Source organism: Afifella sp. H1R (assembly GCF_021462425.1).
In the GTDB taxonomy this organism is placed as follows: Bacteria; Pseudomonadota; Alphaproteobacteria; order Rhizobiales; family Afifellaceae; genus Afifella; species Afifella aestuarii.
Window position 1 is genome coordinate 103,845 of the sequence record NZ_JAKEDY010000003.1, and the last position, 13,992, is coordinate 117,836.

Annotated in this window: 11 protein-coding genes; 5 read left to right on the top strand and 6 right to left on the bottom strand. The window is 63.5% G+C overall.

Annotation, left to right across the window (positions count from 1 at the left end):
* The first annotated feature begins 61 nt into the window (after window positions 1-61).
* From L0F51_RS17495 to L0F51_RS17510, 4 genes are read left to right on the top strand one after another with little or no spacing between them, the layout of a single operon-like run.
* Entirely contained in the window at window positions 62-1,456 is a 1,395-nt protein-coding gene (locus L0F51_RS17495) for a dipeptidase (protein ID WP_234630470.1), read from the top strand.
* A gap of 12 nt (window positions 1,457-1,468) precedes the next feature.
* Entirely contained in the window at window positions 1,469-2,050 is a 582-nt protein-coding gene (locus tag L0F51_RS17500; protein WP_234630471.1) for a TIGR00730 family Rossman fold protein, read from the top strand.
* Between the two features lie 16 nt (window positions 2,051-2,066).
* Window positions 2,067-2,303, top strand: a complete 237-nt coding sequence (locus L0F51_RS17505) for a DUF1413 domain-containing protein (protein ID WP_234630472.1) — start codon at window positions 2,067-2,069, stop codon at window positions 2,301-2,303.
* Window positions 2,300-2,866 carry a DUF1284 domain-containing protein gene (locus tag L0F51_RS17510; protein WP_234630473.1) on the top strand — a complete coding sequence of 189 codons (567 nt, stop codon included), beginning with the start codon at window positions 2,300-2,302 and terminating at the stop codon, window positions 2,864-2,866. The genes L0F51_RS17505 and L0F51_RS17510 overlap by 4 nt, the downstream gene beginning before the upstream one ends.
* Window positions 2,867-2,982: 116 nt before the next feature.
* Here L0F51_RS17510 and L0F51_RS17515 read toward each other — a convergent pair whose 3' ends face one another.
* The 5 genes from L0F51_RS17515 to L0F51_RS17535 form a co-directional block, all read right to left on the bottom strand.
* Window positions 2,983-4,269 (bottom strand): hypothetical protein, encoded by a 1,287-nt coding sequence (locus tag L0F51_RS17515; protein ID WP_234630474.1) that lies wholly within the window; start codon window positions 4,267-4,269, stop codon window positions 2,983-2,985.
* A 15-nt stretch (window positions 4,270-4,284) separates the two neighbouring features.
* Window positions 4,285-5,751 carry an RES family NAD+ phosphorylase gene (locus L0F51_RS17520; RefSeq protein ID WP_234630475.1) on the bottom strand — a complete coding sequence of 489 codons (1,467 nt, stop codon included), beginning with the start codon at window positions 5,749-5,751 and terminating at the stop codon, window positions 4,285-4,287.
* Between the two features lie 1,007 nt (window positions 5,752-6,758).
* Entirely contained in the window at window positions 6,759-9,008 is a 2,250-nt protein-coding gene (locus tag L0F51_RS17525) for a xanthine dehydrogenase family protein molybdopterin-binding subunit (RefSeq protein WP_234630476.1), read from the bottom strand.
* Window positions 9,001-10,089, bottom strand: a complete 1,089-nt coding sequence (locus tag L0F51_RS17530) for a xanthine dehydrogenase family protein subunit M (RefSeq protein ID WP_234630477.1) — start codon at window positions 10,087-10,089, stop codon at window positions 9,001-9,003. The genes L0F51_RS17525 and L0F51_RS17530 overlap by 8 nt, the downstream gene beginning before the upstream one ends.
* Complete coding sequence (locus tag L0F51_RS17535) at window positions 10,086-10,580, bottom strand: (2Fe-2S)-binding protein (protein ID WP_234630478.1); 495 nt, start codon at window positions 10,578-10,580, stop codon at window positions 10,086-10,088. Before L0F51_RS17535 ends, L0F51_RS17530 begins: the two co-directional genes overlap by 4 nt.
* A gap of 184 nt (window positions 10,581-10,764) precedes the next feature.
* Between L0F51_RS17535 and L0F51_RS17540 the strand changes: the two genes are divergently transcribed.
* Complete coding sequence (locus tag L0F51_RS17540) at window positions 10,765-11,343, top strand: TetR/AcrR family transcriptional regulator (protein ID WP_234630479.1); 579 nt, start codon at window positions 10,765-10,767, stop codon at window positions 11,341-11,343.
* A gap of 208 nt (window positions 11,344-11,551) precedes the next feature.
* Here the strand turns inward: L0F51_RS17540 and L0F51_RS17545 are convergent, their stop codons facing one another.
* Window positions 11,552-13,750: a hypothetical protein gene (locus tag L0F51_RS17545; protein ID WP_234630480.1), complete on the bottom strand. Its 2,199-nt coding sequence runs from the start codon at window positions 13,748-13,750 to the stop codon at window positions 11,552-11,554.
* Between the last annotated feature and the right edge of the window lie 242 nt (window positions 13,751-13,992).

Here is a 13,992-nt window from a genome sequence, read left to right on the forward strand (position 1 = left end):
CGGGGGAGGCATCGTTCGTGGGATGCCGCGATCGCAACGCCCGTCCGGCCGGCGCGAAAACATGAAGGCTCACATGCTTCAAAACACCCTTGCCCGCATCGATTCCGCCGTTTCCGGCGAGGCGCTGGAGCGGCTCTTTCAGCTGATCCGCATCCCGTCGATTTCCGCCGACCCGGCCTATGCCGCCGCCTGCCGCAACGCCGCCTCCTGGTGCGCGACGCAGCTGAACGAGATCGGCTTTGAGGCGTCCGTGCGCGACACGATCGGCCATCCGATGGTGGTCGGCCATTACAAGGGCGCGGGCGCGGACAAGCCGCATATCCTCTTCTACGGCCATTACGACGTGCAGCCGGCGGACCCGCTGGAGCTGTGGGAGACGCCGCCGTTCGAGCCACAGGTGGCGGGCGAAGGCGATGAGGCGAAAATTCTCGGCCGCGGCTCCTCCGACGACAAGGGCCAGTTCATGACCTTCATCGAGGCGGCGCGCGCCTTGATGGAAGAAGAGGGGACGCTGCCGGTCAATGTGACGGTGCTTCTGGAGGGCGAGGAGGAATCGGCGAGCCCGTCGCTGCTGCCGTTCCTCAAAGACAATGTCGAGGAGCTGAAGGCCGACGTCGCCTTCGTCTGCGACACCTCGCAATGGGACGCCAATACCCCGGCGATCGCGACGCGCCTGCGCGGGCTTCTCTATGAGGAGGTGTTCATCGAGGGGCCGTCCTATGACCTCCATTCCGGGCATTACGGCTCGGCGGCCAGGAATCCGATCCATGTCCTGACGAAGGTGCTCGCCGATCTGCGCGATGACGAGGGGCGCATCCAGATCCCGGGCTTTTACGATGGCGTCGCCGAGCTGACGGCGGAGGAAAAGGCCGAATGGGAGAGCCTCGGCTTCGACCCGCAGGCGTTTCTCGCCGAGATCGGGCTGAAGGAGCCGGGGGGCGAAAAGGCCTATTCGGTTCTGGAACAGATCTGGGCGCGGCCGACGGCGGAGGTGAACGGCATCATCGGCGGCTATACCGGCGACGGCAGCAAGACGGTGATCCCGGCGAAGGCCTCGGCGAAAGTCTCCTTCCGGCTCGTCGGCGAGCAGGAGCCGGACAAAATCCGCGAGGCGTTCCGCGCCTTCGTGGCGGCGCGCGTGCCGGGCGATTGCAAGGTGACGTTCAAGAGCCATGGCGGCGAGGGCGCCATCACCCAGCCATCCGACAGCGAATGGGTGTCGCGGTCGCTGACGGCGCTTTCAGAGGAATGGGGCACGGAGGCGAAACTCATCGGCATGGGCGGCTCGATCCCGATCGTGGCGCAGTTCAAGCGCGTGCTCGGCATGGACACGGTGCTCGTCGGCTTCGCGCTCGACGACGACCGCATCCACTCGCCGAACGAGAAATACAATCTGAAGAGTTTTCGCCACGGCATCCGCTCCTGGGCGCGGATTCTTTCGGCGCTCGGGGCGTAAGCGGGGCATATTATGCAGGCGATCTGCGTCTTCTGCGGCTCCAATGCCGGAGCGCGCGCCGATTATGCGCGCGTGGCCTGCGGTCTCGGCGCGGCGATTGCCGAGGCGGGGCTGCGCCTCGTCTATGGCGGCGCGCGCGTCGGGCTGATGGGGGCCGTCGCCAACGCCGCGCTGACGGCGGGCGGCGAGGTGATCGGCGTCATCCCGCATGCGCTCGTGCAAAAGGAGGTGGCGCATAAGGGGCTCACAAAACTCCACGAAGTCGGCTCCATGCATGAGCGCAAAGCGCTGATGGGCGACCTCTCCGACGGGTTCGTGGCGCTGCCGGGCGGGGCGGGCACGCTCGAAGAGCTCTTCGAAGTGTGGACCTGGGGCCAGCTCGGCTATCATCAGAAGCCGGTCGGGCTGTTGAATGTGGCGGGGTTTTACGACGGCCTCGCCGCCTTCCTCGACCACCAGGCGGCGGAACATTTCATGCGCCCCGAACACCGGGCGATGCTGATGGTGGAGGCGGATCCCGGCACGCTTCTCCACCGCTTCAAGACCTATCAGCCGCCGCAGGTGGAGAAATGGATCGCCGGCCGCGAGAGGTGAGCGTGGCATGAGGGGCATGGGTTTTGACGAGGCGGAACGCGCGCGCCTTGAACGGGCGCTTCAGGCCCGCGCGCCCGGCGCATTTCACTTCCCCGAAATCTATGGGGACGCCTGGGGCGGGCTTTATATCGGCGACCGGGTGAAGCTCGGCCGTACGTTCTTGAACGCCGTGCGCGCCGGCGACTTTCCGGGCGTCGAGGATACGGGCCGCAAGACGGACGGCGGCCGGGTCTATCGATGGACCGGGCGATGAGCCCGCCCGTGGACAGGGAAAACCGCACCAAAGAGACCTCCGAGGGCGAAGGCCCGGCGGGGGAGGGTGCGGGCGCCCGCGCGGGGGGCGGCGATGCGGACGCCGGCGATGCGGCCGCCGGCGGTGCGACCGAAGTGGAGCTGCGCGCCCACCATCTCCTGTGCATGCTGACCTTTGCGGGCAAAGGCTATTCGCCGGGCTTCGTCGCCCGCTTCGAGGAGGTGGCCGCGGCGATCAATGCGGGGGCTGCCGTCAAAATCGTCGACGGCCCCGACCCGCTCTGCGCCTGCGTGATCGCGGCGGAAAAAGAGCCGCATTGCTTCAAGGCCTCGGTGACCGAGCGCGACCGCAAGGCCGCCCGCGATGTCGGCGAAAACCTCGGCCTGACGATTGAGGCCGGCACGGTGATCCCGCTCTCCCGCGCGCGCGTCGACGAGATGCGCGCCTGGTTCCACCAAGGCACCACCCGCCCCGCCTGCACCGGCTGCGAATGGGACACACTCTGCACGCGGCTGGCGGAAGGTGGATTTGAGGGGTGCCGGGTGAGGGGGGTGTTCCGATAAGAAAATGCCGCAAACGGCAGGAAGGAGACGGTCCGGTTTTGCCTAAAAAAGCGGACACCTTCCATTCGCATCGCGATGGGCCAGTTCACAACCCACATCGAATTGCGCGGGCTTTATTAGTCCCAGAGTGGCTTCAGGATCTCGCCACCCGCTCGCCGAATTCCCACACAATCCGAGCATAGCCGCAGCGAGGGAACTCCGGGCATCATTTCTGCGGCATTGACCAGCAAATAATCCTCCGAAGGATCGCCACAGACGGAGCAGACTTCGAGTAACTTCATGTGGTCAATCGACAGCCGGGCAATCTGACCGAGGGCGGGCTCGACCCGGTCGACGATTGAGAACCATTGTTCCGAATGCGGCACTATCCGTTCGAGACTGTTCTTCGCATTGTCGGGGAAGTGGTGCCGGAGCCAAGCCAGCGCTGTGTCGCGTCGCAGCCGGTCGTTGTGCACGAGCCGCTCATAGAGCTTTACGAGTTGCTCGGTCGTCCGCCGACTGTAGGCGCGCAATGCCTCTCTGTAGTGAACGAGATTGACCGCATAGCGTAGGCCGCCTGAATGGAATTCGCGGATTGTGCCGATGCAATAGTCGCGTAGATCGTCGATTGTGGAAGCCGTTGTCAGCGCTTCCATTTCGGCCAGAGCGTAGTGCCAGGGATTGACCCGAAAGTCGGTCTTCCACAGGTTGAGATAGCCAGAGTCCCGAAAGGCCTTTGCGATTTCGTCATCCCATTCTGGGTGGGTTTGCACCAGCCGGTCGAGATCGGTGAAGTTCTCGACTGTGGAATCGAGCCGGCGTGCCGCCGCCAATATCGCGTTTTGGCTCTCCTGCATTTCCGCGATCGGATTCGGACGCGCTGCCCAGGCGGCGATCTCCTCTTCCGAGACCGGCTCGGTCATGTCTTCGAGTTCGATGAGCAAGGTGCTCCGGCGCAGCTCGTCCGGCGTACAATAATCCGCATCCGCGACAAGCTGGATACCTGCATGGGCATAGGCCCGGGCGACAAGGCGCGAGCAGAATAGCTGGCGATTTCGTGGCCTTGGACCGGCGAGGACCGATCTCGTTGCCTCGATCTTCGAATAGCGCGCGCCGACCTCGGAGCGCGCGAAGTCGAGGACGGCGCCAAGCCGGAACGCGCTCAGCGGTTCGCGCAATCGAAAGACCTGCACTCGGTCATCCGCTGCGTAGCGCTCGCGCTGGATATTGTGAGCCTGAACGCCGAAATCGGTCGAATCGATGATCGAGCCGCTCTGCACGCAGATCATCGCATGCGAGACCGCGCCTTTACTCGCCAATCGTACCAGCGTGCTGGTCTTGCCCTCATCGGCCGTCAGCACGATGTCTCCGGGTTCGAGCAACTCAACCTTGATCCGCTTGACGCTCTCGGCCGGCTCACTCATCTCGGCGGTCTCTTCTCAAAACGGGAGCTTGCGCTTCTCGGAACGACGCCGGCGAACCTCGAACTCGTCGACATCGAAGGTAACACCCTTGACGTGATGTACGCTCACTTGCGCGGTATCGACCCGCAGGAAGTCTTCTCGAAAGTCCGCATCCTCTGAGAAAGCGAAGTCGGGTGGCTCAAGCATCGCGTTAAGACCGAAGAAGCCGTCTTCTTCTTCCTCCTCTTCGTCGGCCGCCTCTTCCGGTTCGGGAGGCGTTTCCTCCCAAACCCAGTAATCGGACTCGGGTCCGTCCTCTGTCTCGTCATACTGGTGGGCACTCAGCTCGGTACCCTCGGGAAATTCCAGTTCCGCGACTTTAGACGCATGATTGAAAAGCACGACATTCTGATGCTCGCCTGGGCGTTGCACCGAGCGGAAGAGGATCCCGTCGAGCCCAGGCTCAGGACGCCTTGCAAGATAGTCGGCGATCGTCTGCGTGATCAGATATTCGGTCGGCTCGTCGTCGGGCATGACCGGCATGGTTATGCGATCGCTCAGGCGTCCGAGGAACTTGGCGAGCGCAAGCTGTTCGACATAGGAGGGGTCGAAAATGCTCCCTTCGGCATAGACCGAGCGCAGGGCCTCGACATCGAGCAGGCGCACCGGGCACACAAGCTCGAACCGACCGACCAGTGCGCGGCTGCCCACCGGCGGACGCACTTCGGCCAGCGCGACGCCCGGATCGGATGCGCCGTAGAATACCGAAATACCGTGCGCGTTCATCCGTCCGGCGCGTGCAATCCGGCTCGGAGGCGGTCCCAGATGAAGATCGGGCCGAACGAGTGCCTGGTCCAGCTCCTCGCTGTGATGGAATACGCGAGCCCGGAAGAAGCCCCGAATCTTCGCGTCCGGTCCCGCGGTAACGATCACCGGCCGACCGTCGCCCGCGGTACGCCCGTCGAGATCCGCGAAAATCCGGTTCAGGAATTCTTCGGCCCCCCGGTTGAAGAAGCGCGCTTGTGACTTCAGTGAGCGTTCGATGGCCCGAAATTCGAACGCAAATTCGTGGTCCGCAATGGCCTTCTCTTCGTAGTGGCTGTCGGCATCAAACTCGCATTCCTCGCCCATCTGCGCGGACTCGAAATCCGAGTATTGTTCTTTTAGGATGTCGAGCACATCCTGCGCCGGCTCTTCGTCGATCAAGGCTGCGTCGCCTATCGCATAGAGTACCGGTTCGCCATGCCGTTCGAAATCGTAAGCCAGCTCCTTGTCGCGTAGGAGCATAGATTCGTAACCGTCCGGGTCGGGAGAGGTCCGGTCGTAATGCCGTTCAAAGGCTCCATCGATATGGCCGGCCAAGTCCTCAATCGGGATGCACGGCTCCTCGTCGTCCTTGCAATAGCTGCAGGCGCCGATTTCACCCTCGCGTTCGATCAGCGCGCTTAGATAAGCCTCGCCGACGCAATTATGGCAGATATTCCGTTCATCGTTCTCAAGCACATCTTTCCGTCCTGTCCAGCCTCAGCATAGCACCCTTAGGTAGTTAGATTGCTGAAACAGCCCAGAATCTCAATATGGGGAGGTGCGATCAGTCTCGCATCTGCTTGCAAATGCCCTTCTGGCTGCGATGCACGGCGCTTGCCGATGCTGACGGAATAGCACTCGGCCTCCAGCACGCAGCAGTCCTGCCGCACCATGGAGGCGTCGATTGATGGTCATCGGCGATGCGCAGGGGAGGCTAGACGACTTCGTTTCGTTCGATGATCGCTTTCTGGAAAGGAGTGGGGCGGCGTGGCCGGTCTGCATGGCGTTTCTTCCAGAATAGCCAGACGAGGATGCTATCACTATCAACCTCGTTGGTTACCTCGCCAAGGACGCGGTGGTGTGTCGGCTGTGCCACTGGGTCGAATATCAGTTCGAGCCGTTCGGGCTCGCGACTGACGGCTCGAAATACAGTAAAGGCATCATCGATTTGGCTGTGCTCTTCGACCGGGATCGAGGGAGATACCTGGCCTATGAGTGCAAGCGGCTCAACGTAATCAATAGCGGAAGCCGCAGTTCCTTAGCGACTGTGCACCTCACTCAGGGCATGATGCGTTTTCTTACCGAGTAACTGCCCGTGGGATGCATGCTGGGCATGTGTTCGGCGGCGGCGTGCCCTTTGCGCAATCTCGGATTACGGACGCTATTGGCAACTATATTCCTCTCGCACTGACTGAAGAACCTAAACCGCTTGCCGGAATTGAATCGACTGCGGGCTTTTTCACCAGCCACACCCGCCCAACCTTATCTCAAATTTAACTGCGCCACGCGGTACGTTCAAAACCGTGAGCAGCCGCGCCAATTGCCTAACGTCCGCTTGCGGCCCTCCGCGCACGTTGTCCAATGTCCGAAATTAGGGCGCATAGCGGTCGATCGTCACTACTTTTTGTCCTTAAGGACCTTGTAAAAGAAAAAGGGCGCGAGCAGGCGGCCCGCGCCCGATGTTTCTCTCAACCTCCCGCCTCCTACAACACCTCCGCCAACCCAATCGGAAACCGCCGCACCCGTTTTCCCGTGGCGTGGAAGATGGCGTTGGCGAGGGCGGCGCCGGTGCCGGTGATGCCGATTTCGCCGACGCCTTTGATGCCGAGCGGGTTCACATGCGGGTCTTCTTCCGGCACCAGGATCGCTTCGAGCCCCTGAATGTCGGCATTCACCGGCACGCTGTATTCGGCGAAATTGGCGTTGACGATGCGCCCGGTGCGGCGGTCGTGGACGGCTTTTTCGTGGAGCGCGAAGGAGAGGCCCCAGATCATGCCGCCGAGATACTGGCTTTCCACCATGCGCGGATTGATGACGCGCCCGGCGGCGAAGGCGCCGATGAGCCGGGTGACGCGGATCTGGCCGAGCTCCGGATCGACGGCGACCTCGGCGAAGACGGCGCCATGGGCGTGCATGGCATAGGCCTCCTGGGCGGCCGCATCGCTCCCCGCCTGGCCTTCGGCCGCGATCTCCTCAAGGCCGGCGCGCGTTAAAATGTCGGCAAAGCTCTCGGTTGCCGTCTCGTCGTCGCGGCGGGTGAGGCGGCCTTCGCGGGCGACGACCCCGACATTGCCGGCGCCGAAGAGGGGGGAGCGCTCGTCGGCAACCGCGAGGGAGGCGAGCTTGTCGATGACGGCGGCGCCGGCGCGGTGGATGGCGTTGCCGGCGGTGGCCGTGTGGCTCGAGCCGCCGGCGAGGCCGGCATCGGGGAGGTCCGACGTGCCGGAGCGGAAATCGACCGCCTCGACCGGCAGGCCGAGAGAATCGGCGGCGATCTGGGCAAACGCCGTCCAGGCGCCCTGGCCCATATCGTGGGCGCCCGCCTCCATCACGCCGGTGCCGTCGCGGCGGAGAACGGCGCGGGCATTGCCCTGGAACATGAGGGCGGGAAAGATCGCCGTCGCCATGCCCCAGCCGAGAAGGCGGCCCGACGGGTCGCGCATCTGGCGTGGCTGGAGCGGCCGGTCCGACCAACCGAAGCGCTCGGCCCCTTCGCGGTAGCATTCCTTGAGCGCTTTCGAGGAGAAGGGTTTTCCGGAGATCGGCTCGACCTCGGCATAGTTTTTGAGGCGGAAGGCGAGCGGGTCCATGCCGGCCGCGTAGGCCGCCTCGTCGATGGCGCTTTCAAGGGCGATCGAGCCCGAGGCCTCGCCCGGCGCGCGCATGAAGGAGGGCGTGCCGATATCGATGCGCACGCCCTCATGCGCGGTGTGGAGCGCCGGCACGTTGTAGAGCGACTGGCCGACGCCGGAGGAGGGCTCCAGAAACTCGTCGAAGCGGCTGGTGGCGGCGCGGGTGAGGTGATCGAGCGCGGTGAGGGCGCCCTCTGCGTCGATGCCGAGACGGACCGTCTGGCGCGTCTGGCCGCGATGGCCGACGGGGCCGAACATCTCTTCGCGGGCGAGGACGAGCTTCACCGGGCGCCCGGTGAGTTGCGCGGCGAGAATGCCGAGCGCTTCCGGGCTCGACACGGCGCCTTTCGAGCCGAAGCCGCCGCCCAAGAACGGGCTGCGGATACGGATGTTCTCAGGGTTCAGGCCGAAAAGGCCGGCGATGCGCATCCGCGACATGGCAAGGCCCTGAGTCGGCATGTCGAGGAAGAGGCTGTCGCCGTCGAAGCGGGCGACGACGGCATGCGGCTCCATGGCGTTGTGGTATTGCGGCGGCGTCTCGTAGACCGCCTCGACCACCTGGGCGGCCGCGGCGAAGCCCGCATCGACATCGCCCTTCGTGGCCTCCGCCGGCTGGCCCGGGCCGACGGCTTCGGGCGTGTAAGGCTCGGTATCGAGGGTGACTTCAGGGGTGTCCGCCTCGTAGCGCGGGGCGAGGAGGGCCGCACCTTCTTTCGCCGCTTCCAGCGTCTCGGCGATGACGACGGCGATCGGCTCGCCCGCATAGCGCACCGTCGGGTCCGACAGGAGATGCATGCGGAACATGAGCGGGTTGGACTTTTCGTAAGGGTCCATGGCGAGCGGCGGGCGGTTTTCCGGCGTCATCACCTCGACGACGCCCTGATGCGCCCTGGCGGCGGCGACATCGAGCGAGGTGACGCGGCCGCGGGCGATTTTCGCCGGCACGATGACGGCGTGGAGGAGGCCGTCCGGATGGTTGTCGGCGGCATAGATGGCGGCGCCGGTGACTTTGAGGCGGCCATCGGCGCGGGTGAGCGGCTGGCCGATATTGGAGCCGTGGCGCTGGCGCGGGCCGGGCGTGAGCTGTGCGATCTCAGACATGGGAGGCACCTTCTGGCTGGACATCTTGCTGGATGAAGCCGTCGGGGAGGGCGGCAAAGGGCGAGGCGGGGAGCGCCGGCATCTCCTCCGGCGTGCCGGCGGCGGCCATCGCCAGCGCCCGCACGACGAGGCGGCGGCCGAGCGCGATCTTGTAAGAATTGTCGCCGGAGGGTTTTGCGGCCGCGAAGGCGATCTCGGCGGCCTCTTCGAAGGTGGCGCGATTGGCGGGGCGGCCGGCAAGGCGCGCTTCGGCCTCTTCCGCGCGCCAGGGTTTTGCTGCGACACCGCCCAGCGCAAGGCGGGCCTCGGTGATCGTGCCGTTCTCGAGTGTGAGCGCGGCCGCGGCCGAGACGACGGCGAAGGCATAGGACGTGCGCTCGCGGACCTTGAGATAGCGCTGGTTGGCGGCGAAGGCGGCGGCTTCGGCCGGAAGGCGCAGGGCGACGACCATCTCGCCCGGGGAGAGCACGTTTTCCCGCTCGGGCGTGTCGCCGGGCAGGCGATAGAAGTCGGTGATCGGCACCTCGCGGCGGCCTCCCTGTCCCTCGATCTCGACGATGGCGCCGAGTGCCGTCAGCGCGACGCAGAAATCGGAGGGGTGGGTGGCGATGCAATGCTCGCTGAAGCCCAGAACCGCATGGCCCTCATTGGCGCCGCCGAGCGCGTCGCAGCCGGAGCCGGGCGCGCGTTTGTTGCAGGCGCTGGCGGTGTCATAGAAGTAGGGGCAGCGGGTGCGCTGCAGGAGATTGCCGCCGACGGTCGCGGCGTTTCGGAGCTGCGCCGAGGCGCCGGAGAGAAGCGCTTCGGCGACGGCCGGAAAGCGGGCGGAAAACGCCGCGTCATAGGCGAGCGCGGAATTCTTGACGAGCGCGCCGATGCGCATGGCGCCGTCCGAAAGCGTGTCGATGTCGCCGAGACCCGGCAGATGCGTGACGTCGACGAGGCGGTCGGGGCGCGCGACGCCGCCCTTCATCAGGTCGAGAAGATTGGTGCCGGCGGCGAGATAAGCGGAGCCGGGCTCGGAGGCGGCGGCGACGGCCTCGGCGATGGAGGCGGGACGGAGATAGTCGAAGCGGTTCATGCGGCGTCCCTTTCGCGGCTTGCGAGCTTCGCTTCGGCCTCGAGCACGGCCTCGGTGATGCCGCGATAGGCGCCGCAGCGGCAGAGATTGCCGCTCATCAATTCGCGCACGCGCTCGGGATCGCCGTGCGCATGGCCCTCGGCGATGAGGCCGACGGCGCTCATGATCTGGCCGGGGGTGCAATAGCCGCATTGAAAGCCGTCATGGGCGATGAAGGCTTCCTGCACAGGATGCAGGCGGCCTTCTTCGGCGAGGCCTTCGATGGTGGTGATTTCGGCACCGTCATGGCTGAGCGCGAGCGCCAGGCAGGAATTCACCCGCGCGCCATCGACGAGGATGGTGCAGGCGCCGCACTGGCCGCGGTCGCAGCCCTTCTTGGTGCCGGTGAGATGCAGGCGCTCGCGCAAGAGATCGAGGAGCGTGACGCGCGGATCGTCGATTGCGACGGATCGTGGCTCGCCATTGATGGTGAGGCTGATAGAGAGGGTCATGCGGCCACCTTTGGACAAGAGGTCGGGCCGGAAACGCCGTCGCGGCTTGAGCGCATTCGGCGGTTTTCCGTCGCGCAGGCCGGAAGGCGCACTGCGCACTGCCGGGCCTGGCTCGCATGAGTTATATGGAGGGTGCCTCCGCTTTCAAGGGAGGTGCCGTCGAAAGATTGGCGTAAAAGATTAGATGGAACGGAAAACCGAACAGCCAAGGCGCAGGCCGCGCGCCGATTATCTGCGCAACCGCGAGCGGCTTCTCACCGCCGCGGCCGAGGTGTTTCGCACCCATGGCGGGCAGGCAACTTTGGAAGGTGTGGCGAAGGCGGCGGGGCTGGGCATCGGCACGCTCTACCGGCATTTCCCGACGCGCGAGGCGCTGTTCGAGGCCGTCTATCGCCGCGAGATCAACGAGATGGTGGCGCTCGCCGAACGGCTCGAAGGCGAGGCAGACCCCGTGGCCGCACTGCGCCAATGGGTGCACGCCAATATCCGGCTGATCGCCACGAAGCAGGGCATGCTGACCGCGCTGGCGCTCGCCGTCGACAAATCCTCGGAGATCTACACCTATTCCTACACGAGCCTCACCGGCGCGATCGCGCGCCTGCTGACCCGCGCCAAAGAGGCCGGGCGCATGCGCGAGGACGTGACGCCCGAGGATCTGCTTCTGACCCTCATCGGCATGTGCCTGGTGCGCACGGGGCCGGAGTTCGAGGACGATGTGACCCGGCTTGCGGATCTGTTTTTGGACGGGCTGACGCGGGGGTAGGGGGATTCTGGCGGGGTGTAGCAGGACGCGCTCTGCCTGAGATGGGTTGAGGATGCGGTAGGGGATTAGATGCTCAGGGTCTCTTTTCTTTGGGGAGGAATGACTGCAATGGGCCGATACCGGACGATCCGCTTCGGAGCGAGAATGGAGGAAAGCCGCCTGTCGGCAAATGCCCCTCTTCACTCGAACTCTCGGACCGGTCGCTATCTCACGACAGACCCGGCGCCGTTCCAGCTCTCAGATCCTCCCAACTAACCACCAGAATGGTTTCTGACCCGCTGCTATTGCCGGATAGCAGGACTTTCTTGGTCACGTCATCGACTACCGGAATCCAGGGCATCGGGGGCACGATACCCACAGCGATTTCTCCGCCCGCGCCAATACAGATACAGGGGTTCTTCTCTCCACGCCTACGGGCAGCAGCGATCTGTTGTTCGAGCCAGTCCCAATCATGGCCAATCGATGCCACGGGTGCCAATGTGTGGGCGAGTTGGGGGTGCCAACTATCGACGATCTTAGGGATTTCAATCAGCAACTTATCGATCAGAATCGCCGGGCTCAGCTTATCGACCGCAGCCAAAGCGGTGTCCTTCCCATCGCTCAAAGGCAGCAGATCGCCAAAGCTTGCGGTGATGGCTGTGGTCGCGGCTCTGCCATCTCGACCATCGCCGGTCGCCGCTACGACAGACCATTTCAACCAGTCTCGCGCCCTTGCCACCGCGAAATCACGAAGAGATGCGACCTGCGGATTGTCCTGCCTTGCGTCGAACTGCGGGTCGAAAATGGGATAAACCTGCCAGCCTACGGCAAATGCCGCATGCATCAATTCCTCATTGTCACCGATAAAGGTCCGCAAGATCCAGTCGGCAAAGGCTGACACCGACGCAAATGCCTCTTCTCCGGTTTCGGATCGGCGAACGGATATGGTGGGCGGGGCGTCATCCATATCTTCGGCAGACAAATAGCGGAGCGCAACCTCCTGCAACATGGCGGCCATGTCGACCTCCGCCCAAAATGAACCGGCTTGCAGCATGCGCTGTTGTTCTGGCTCGGCATCCGCAATCTGGGCGGAAAGCGAACCAAATCGGCCGAGCACTAATCCCAATCTGAACAGAGCCGAAAATGTCCACTGACCCTTGATCAGCGGTGGCGTAGACGCAATCTCGTCGAGCAGAAGCACGCCGAGGATCGGATGGCGCCAGTCCATGCCTGGTCTGGCGCAGCTCGACATGAAATTCCGCATGCGGTCAACTTGGCGAACGGCATCCCGCGCATAGTCACCCAACACGCCCCAGAAATCGACCGAAACCGGCATGATGTGGCGATCCAGCGTCAACCCCGGATAACGCCAGCGCTCGATGTTCCTGATGCCTTCCCATCCTTGGGCAAGCGCCCATTCCGGCGAGCCATATCCTTTTAGATACTCGACGGCAGCGCCGCCGTCACATGATAGCCAGTCCCAGGATGCCGACAGTTCGCCCGTCCGACCATCTTTCAGGATGAAATCGGATATGGGCGAACGGTTGTTCTCCATAAAGCCCTCAATTTGCGCCCTCTCCAAAAAACTGAATGGATTCACGACGCCGGCCAAGATCAGATAGGGCGAGGTGGCCATCCTAGGATAAAGATGGTTGTAGGCCACCATTGCAAAGCCAGAGCCCCCGGAACGCTCCGCCTCGCGGACCATCAGATTGGCAGCGGTCGAGCACACGTCATGAATATCGTCTTCGTCCAGGTCCTGCGATGGTGTGAAGGACAGTGTCGCTGTCACGATTCCATTGGCAGTCAGTTCTTTCTGGCCGATCGCGCTCCATGCGGTCGGAATATGGACGATCAGTCTAGGGCCTTCTTCGCCATCTTCGAAGCGTAGGCACAAAATGCGTCGCCGGGACCAGCTGTTGAGTCCGGTAACGGCATGATCGAGAAGCGTCGAAAAATTACGCGACACGATCACCATCATGATATCGTTCGCGCTGGAAAACGGCGAATGGTTCAACGCCTCATGCTCATAGGCCATGATCTCCGTCACCGCCTCGCGGGCGCTGCCATCCTGGTTCTTTACCTCGAACAAGACGAACCGGGAGGTATCCCGCGCACAGTAAAGCAGGTCGACAAAGAGGCTCTCTCCCTTCTCGCGAGAGATACTGCGGTTGTTTTTACTGACCAGCTCAAGCGTGTGAAACGCTCCGAGTACATGCTGGGCTGCCCTAAGGTTTCCCAGCCGCGTCAGATAATCGATGGGAAAGGGCGGCTTGATTTCGGGTGATCCGGTCCATGCCAGCGATTCTCGGACCTTATCGGTGCCGATAATGACGTCCGACAATCTGTCCTGCGCAATGATTAATTCGAGCCAGTCCTGAACCTGCTGCTCTTTGTCGAACTTCGGTTTGTTTAGCTGCCCCACCATCGCCCTTTCGATCGCTATTCCATAATGGGCCTTACGCATTTTCCAAAAAGAGCGTCCGCTTTCAAGCGGCAGACACGATGACCGGAACGACCGCAACGGGCGCTAACCTTCCGTTCGTTGGATAGGAAGGTGTTCGTTGCGTCAGTCTGCCTCTTCGTCTTGAGGGAGCGCGTTGTAAGGCCGGTATGGCCTCCATATGCATGGCTCTGCTTGGGGAGGCGTTTGCCGCGCTGCGGCCGCTT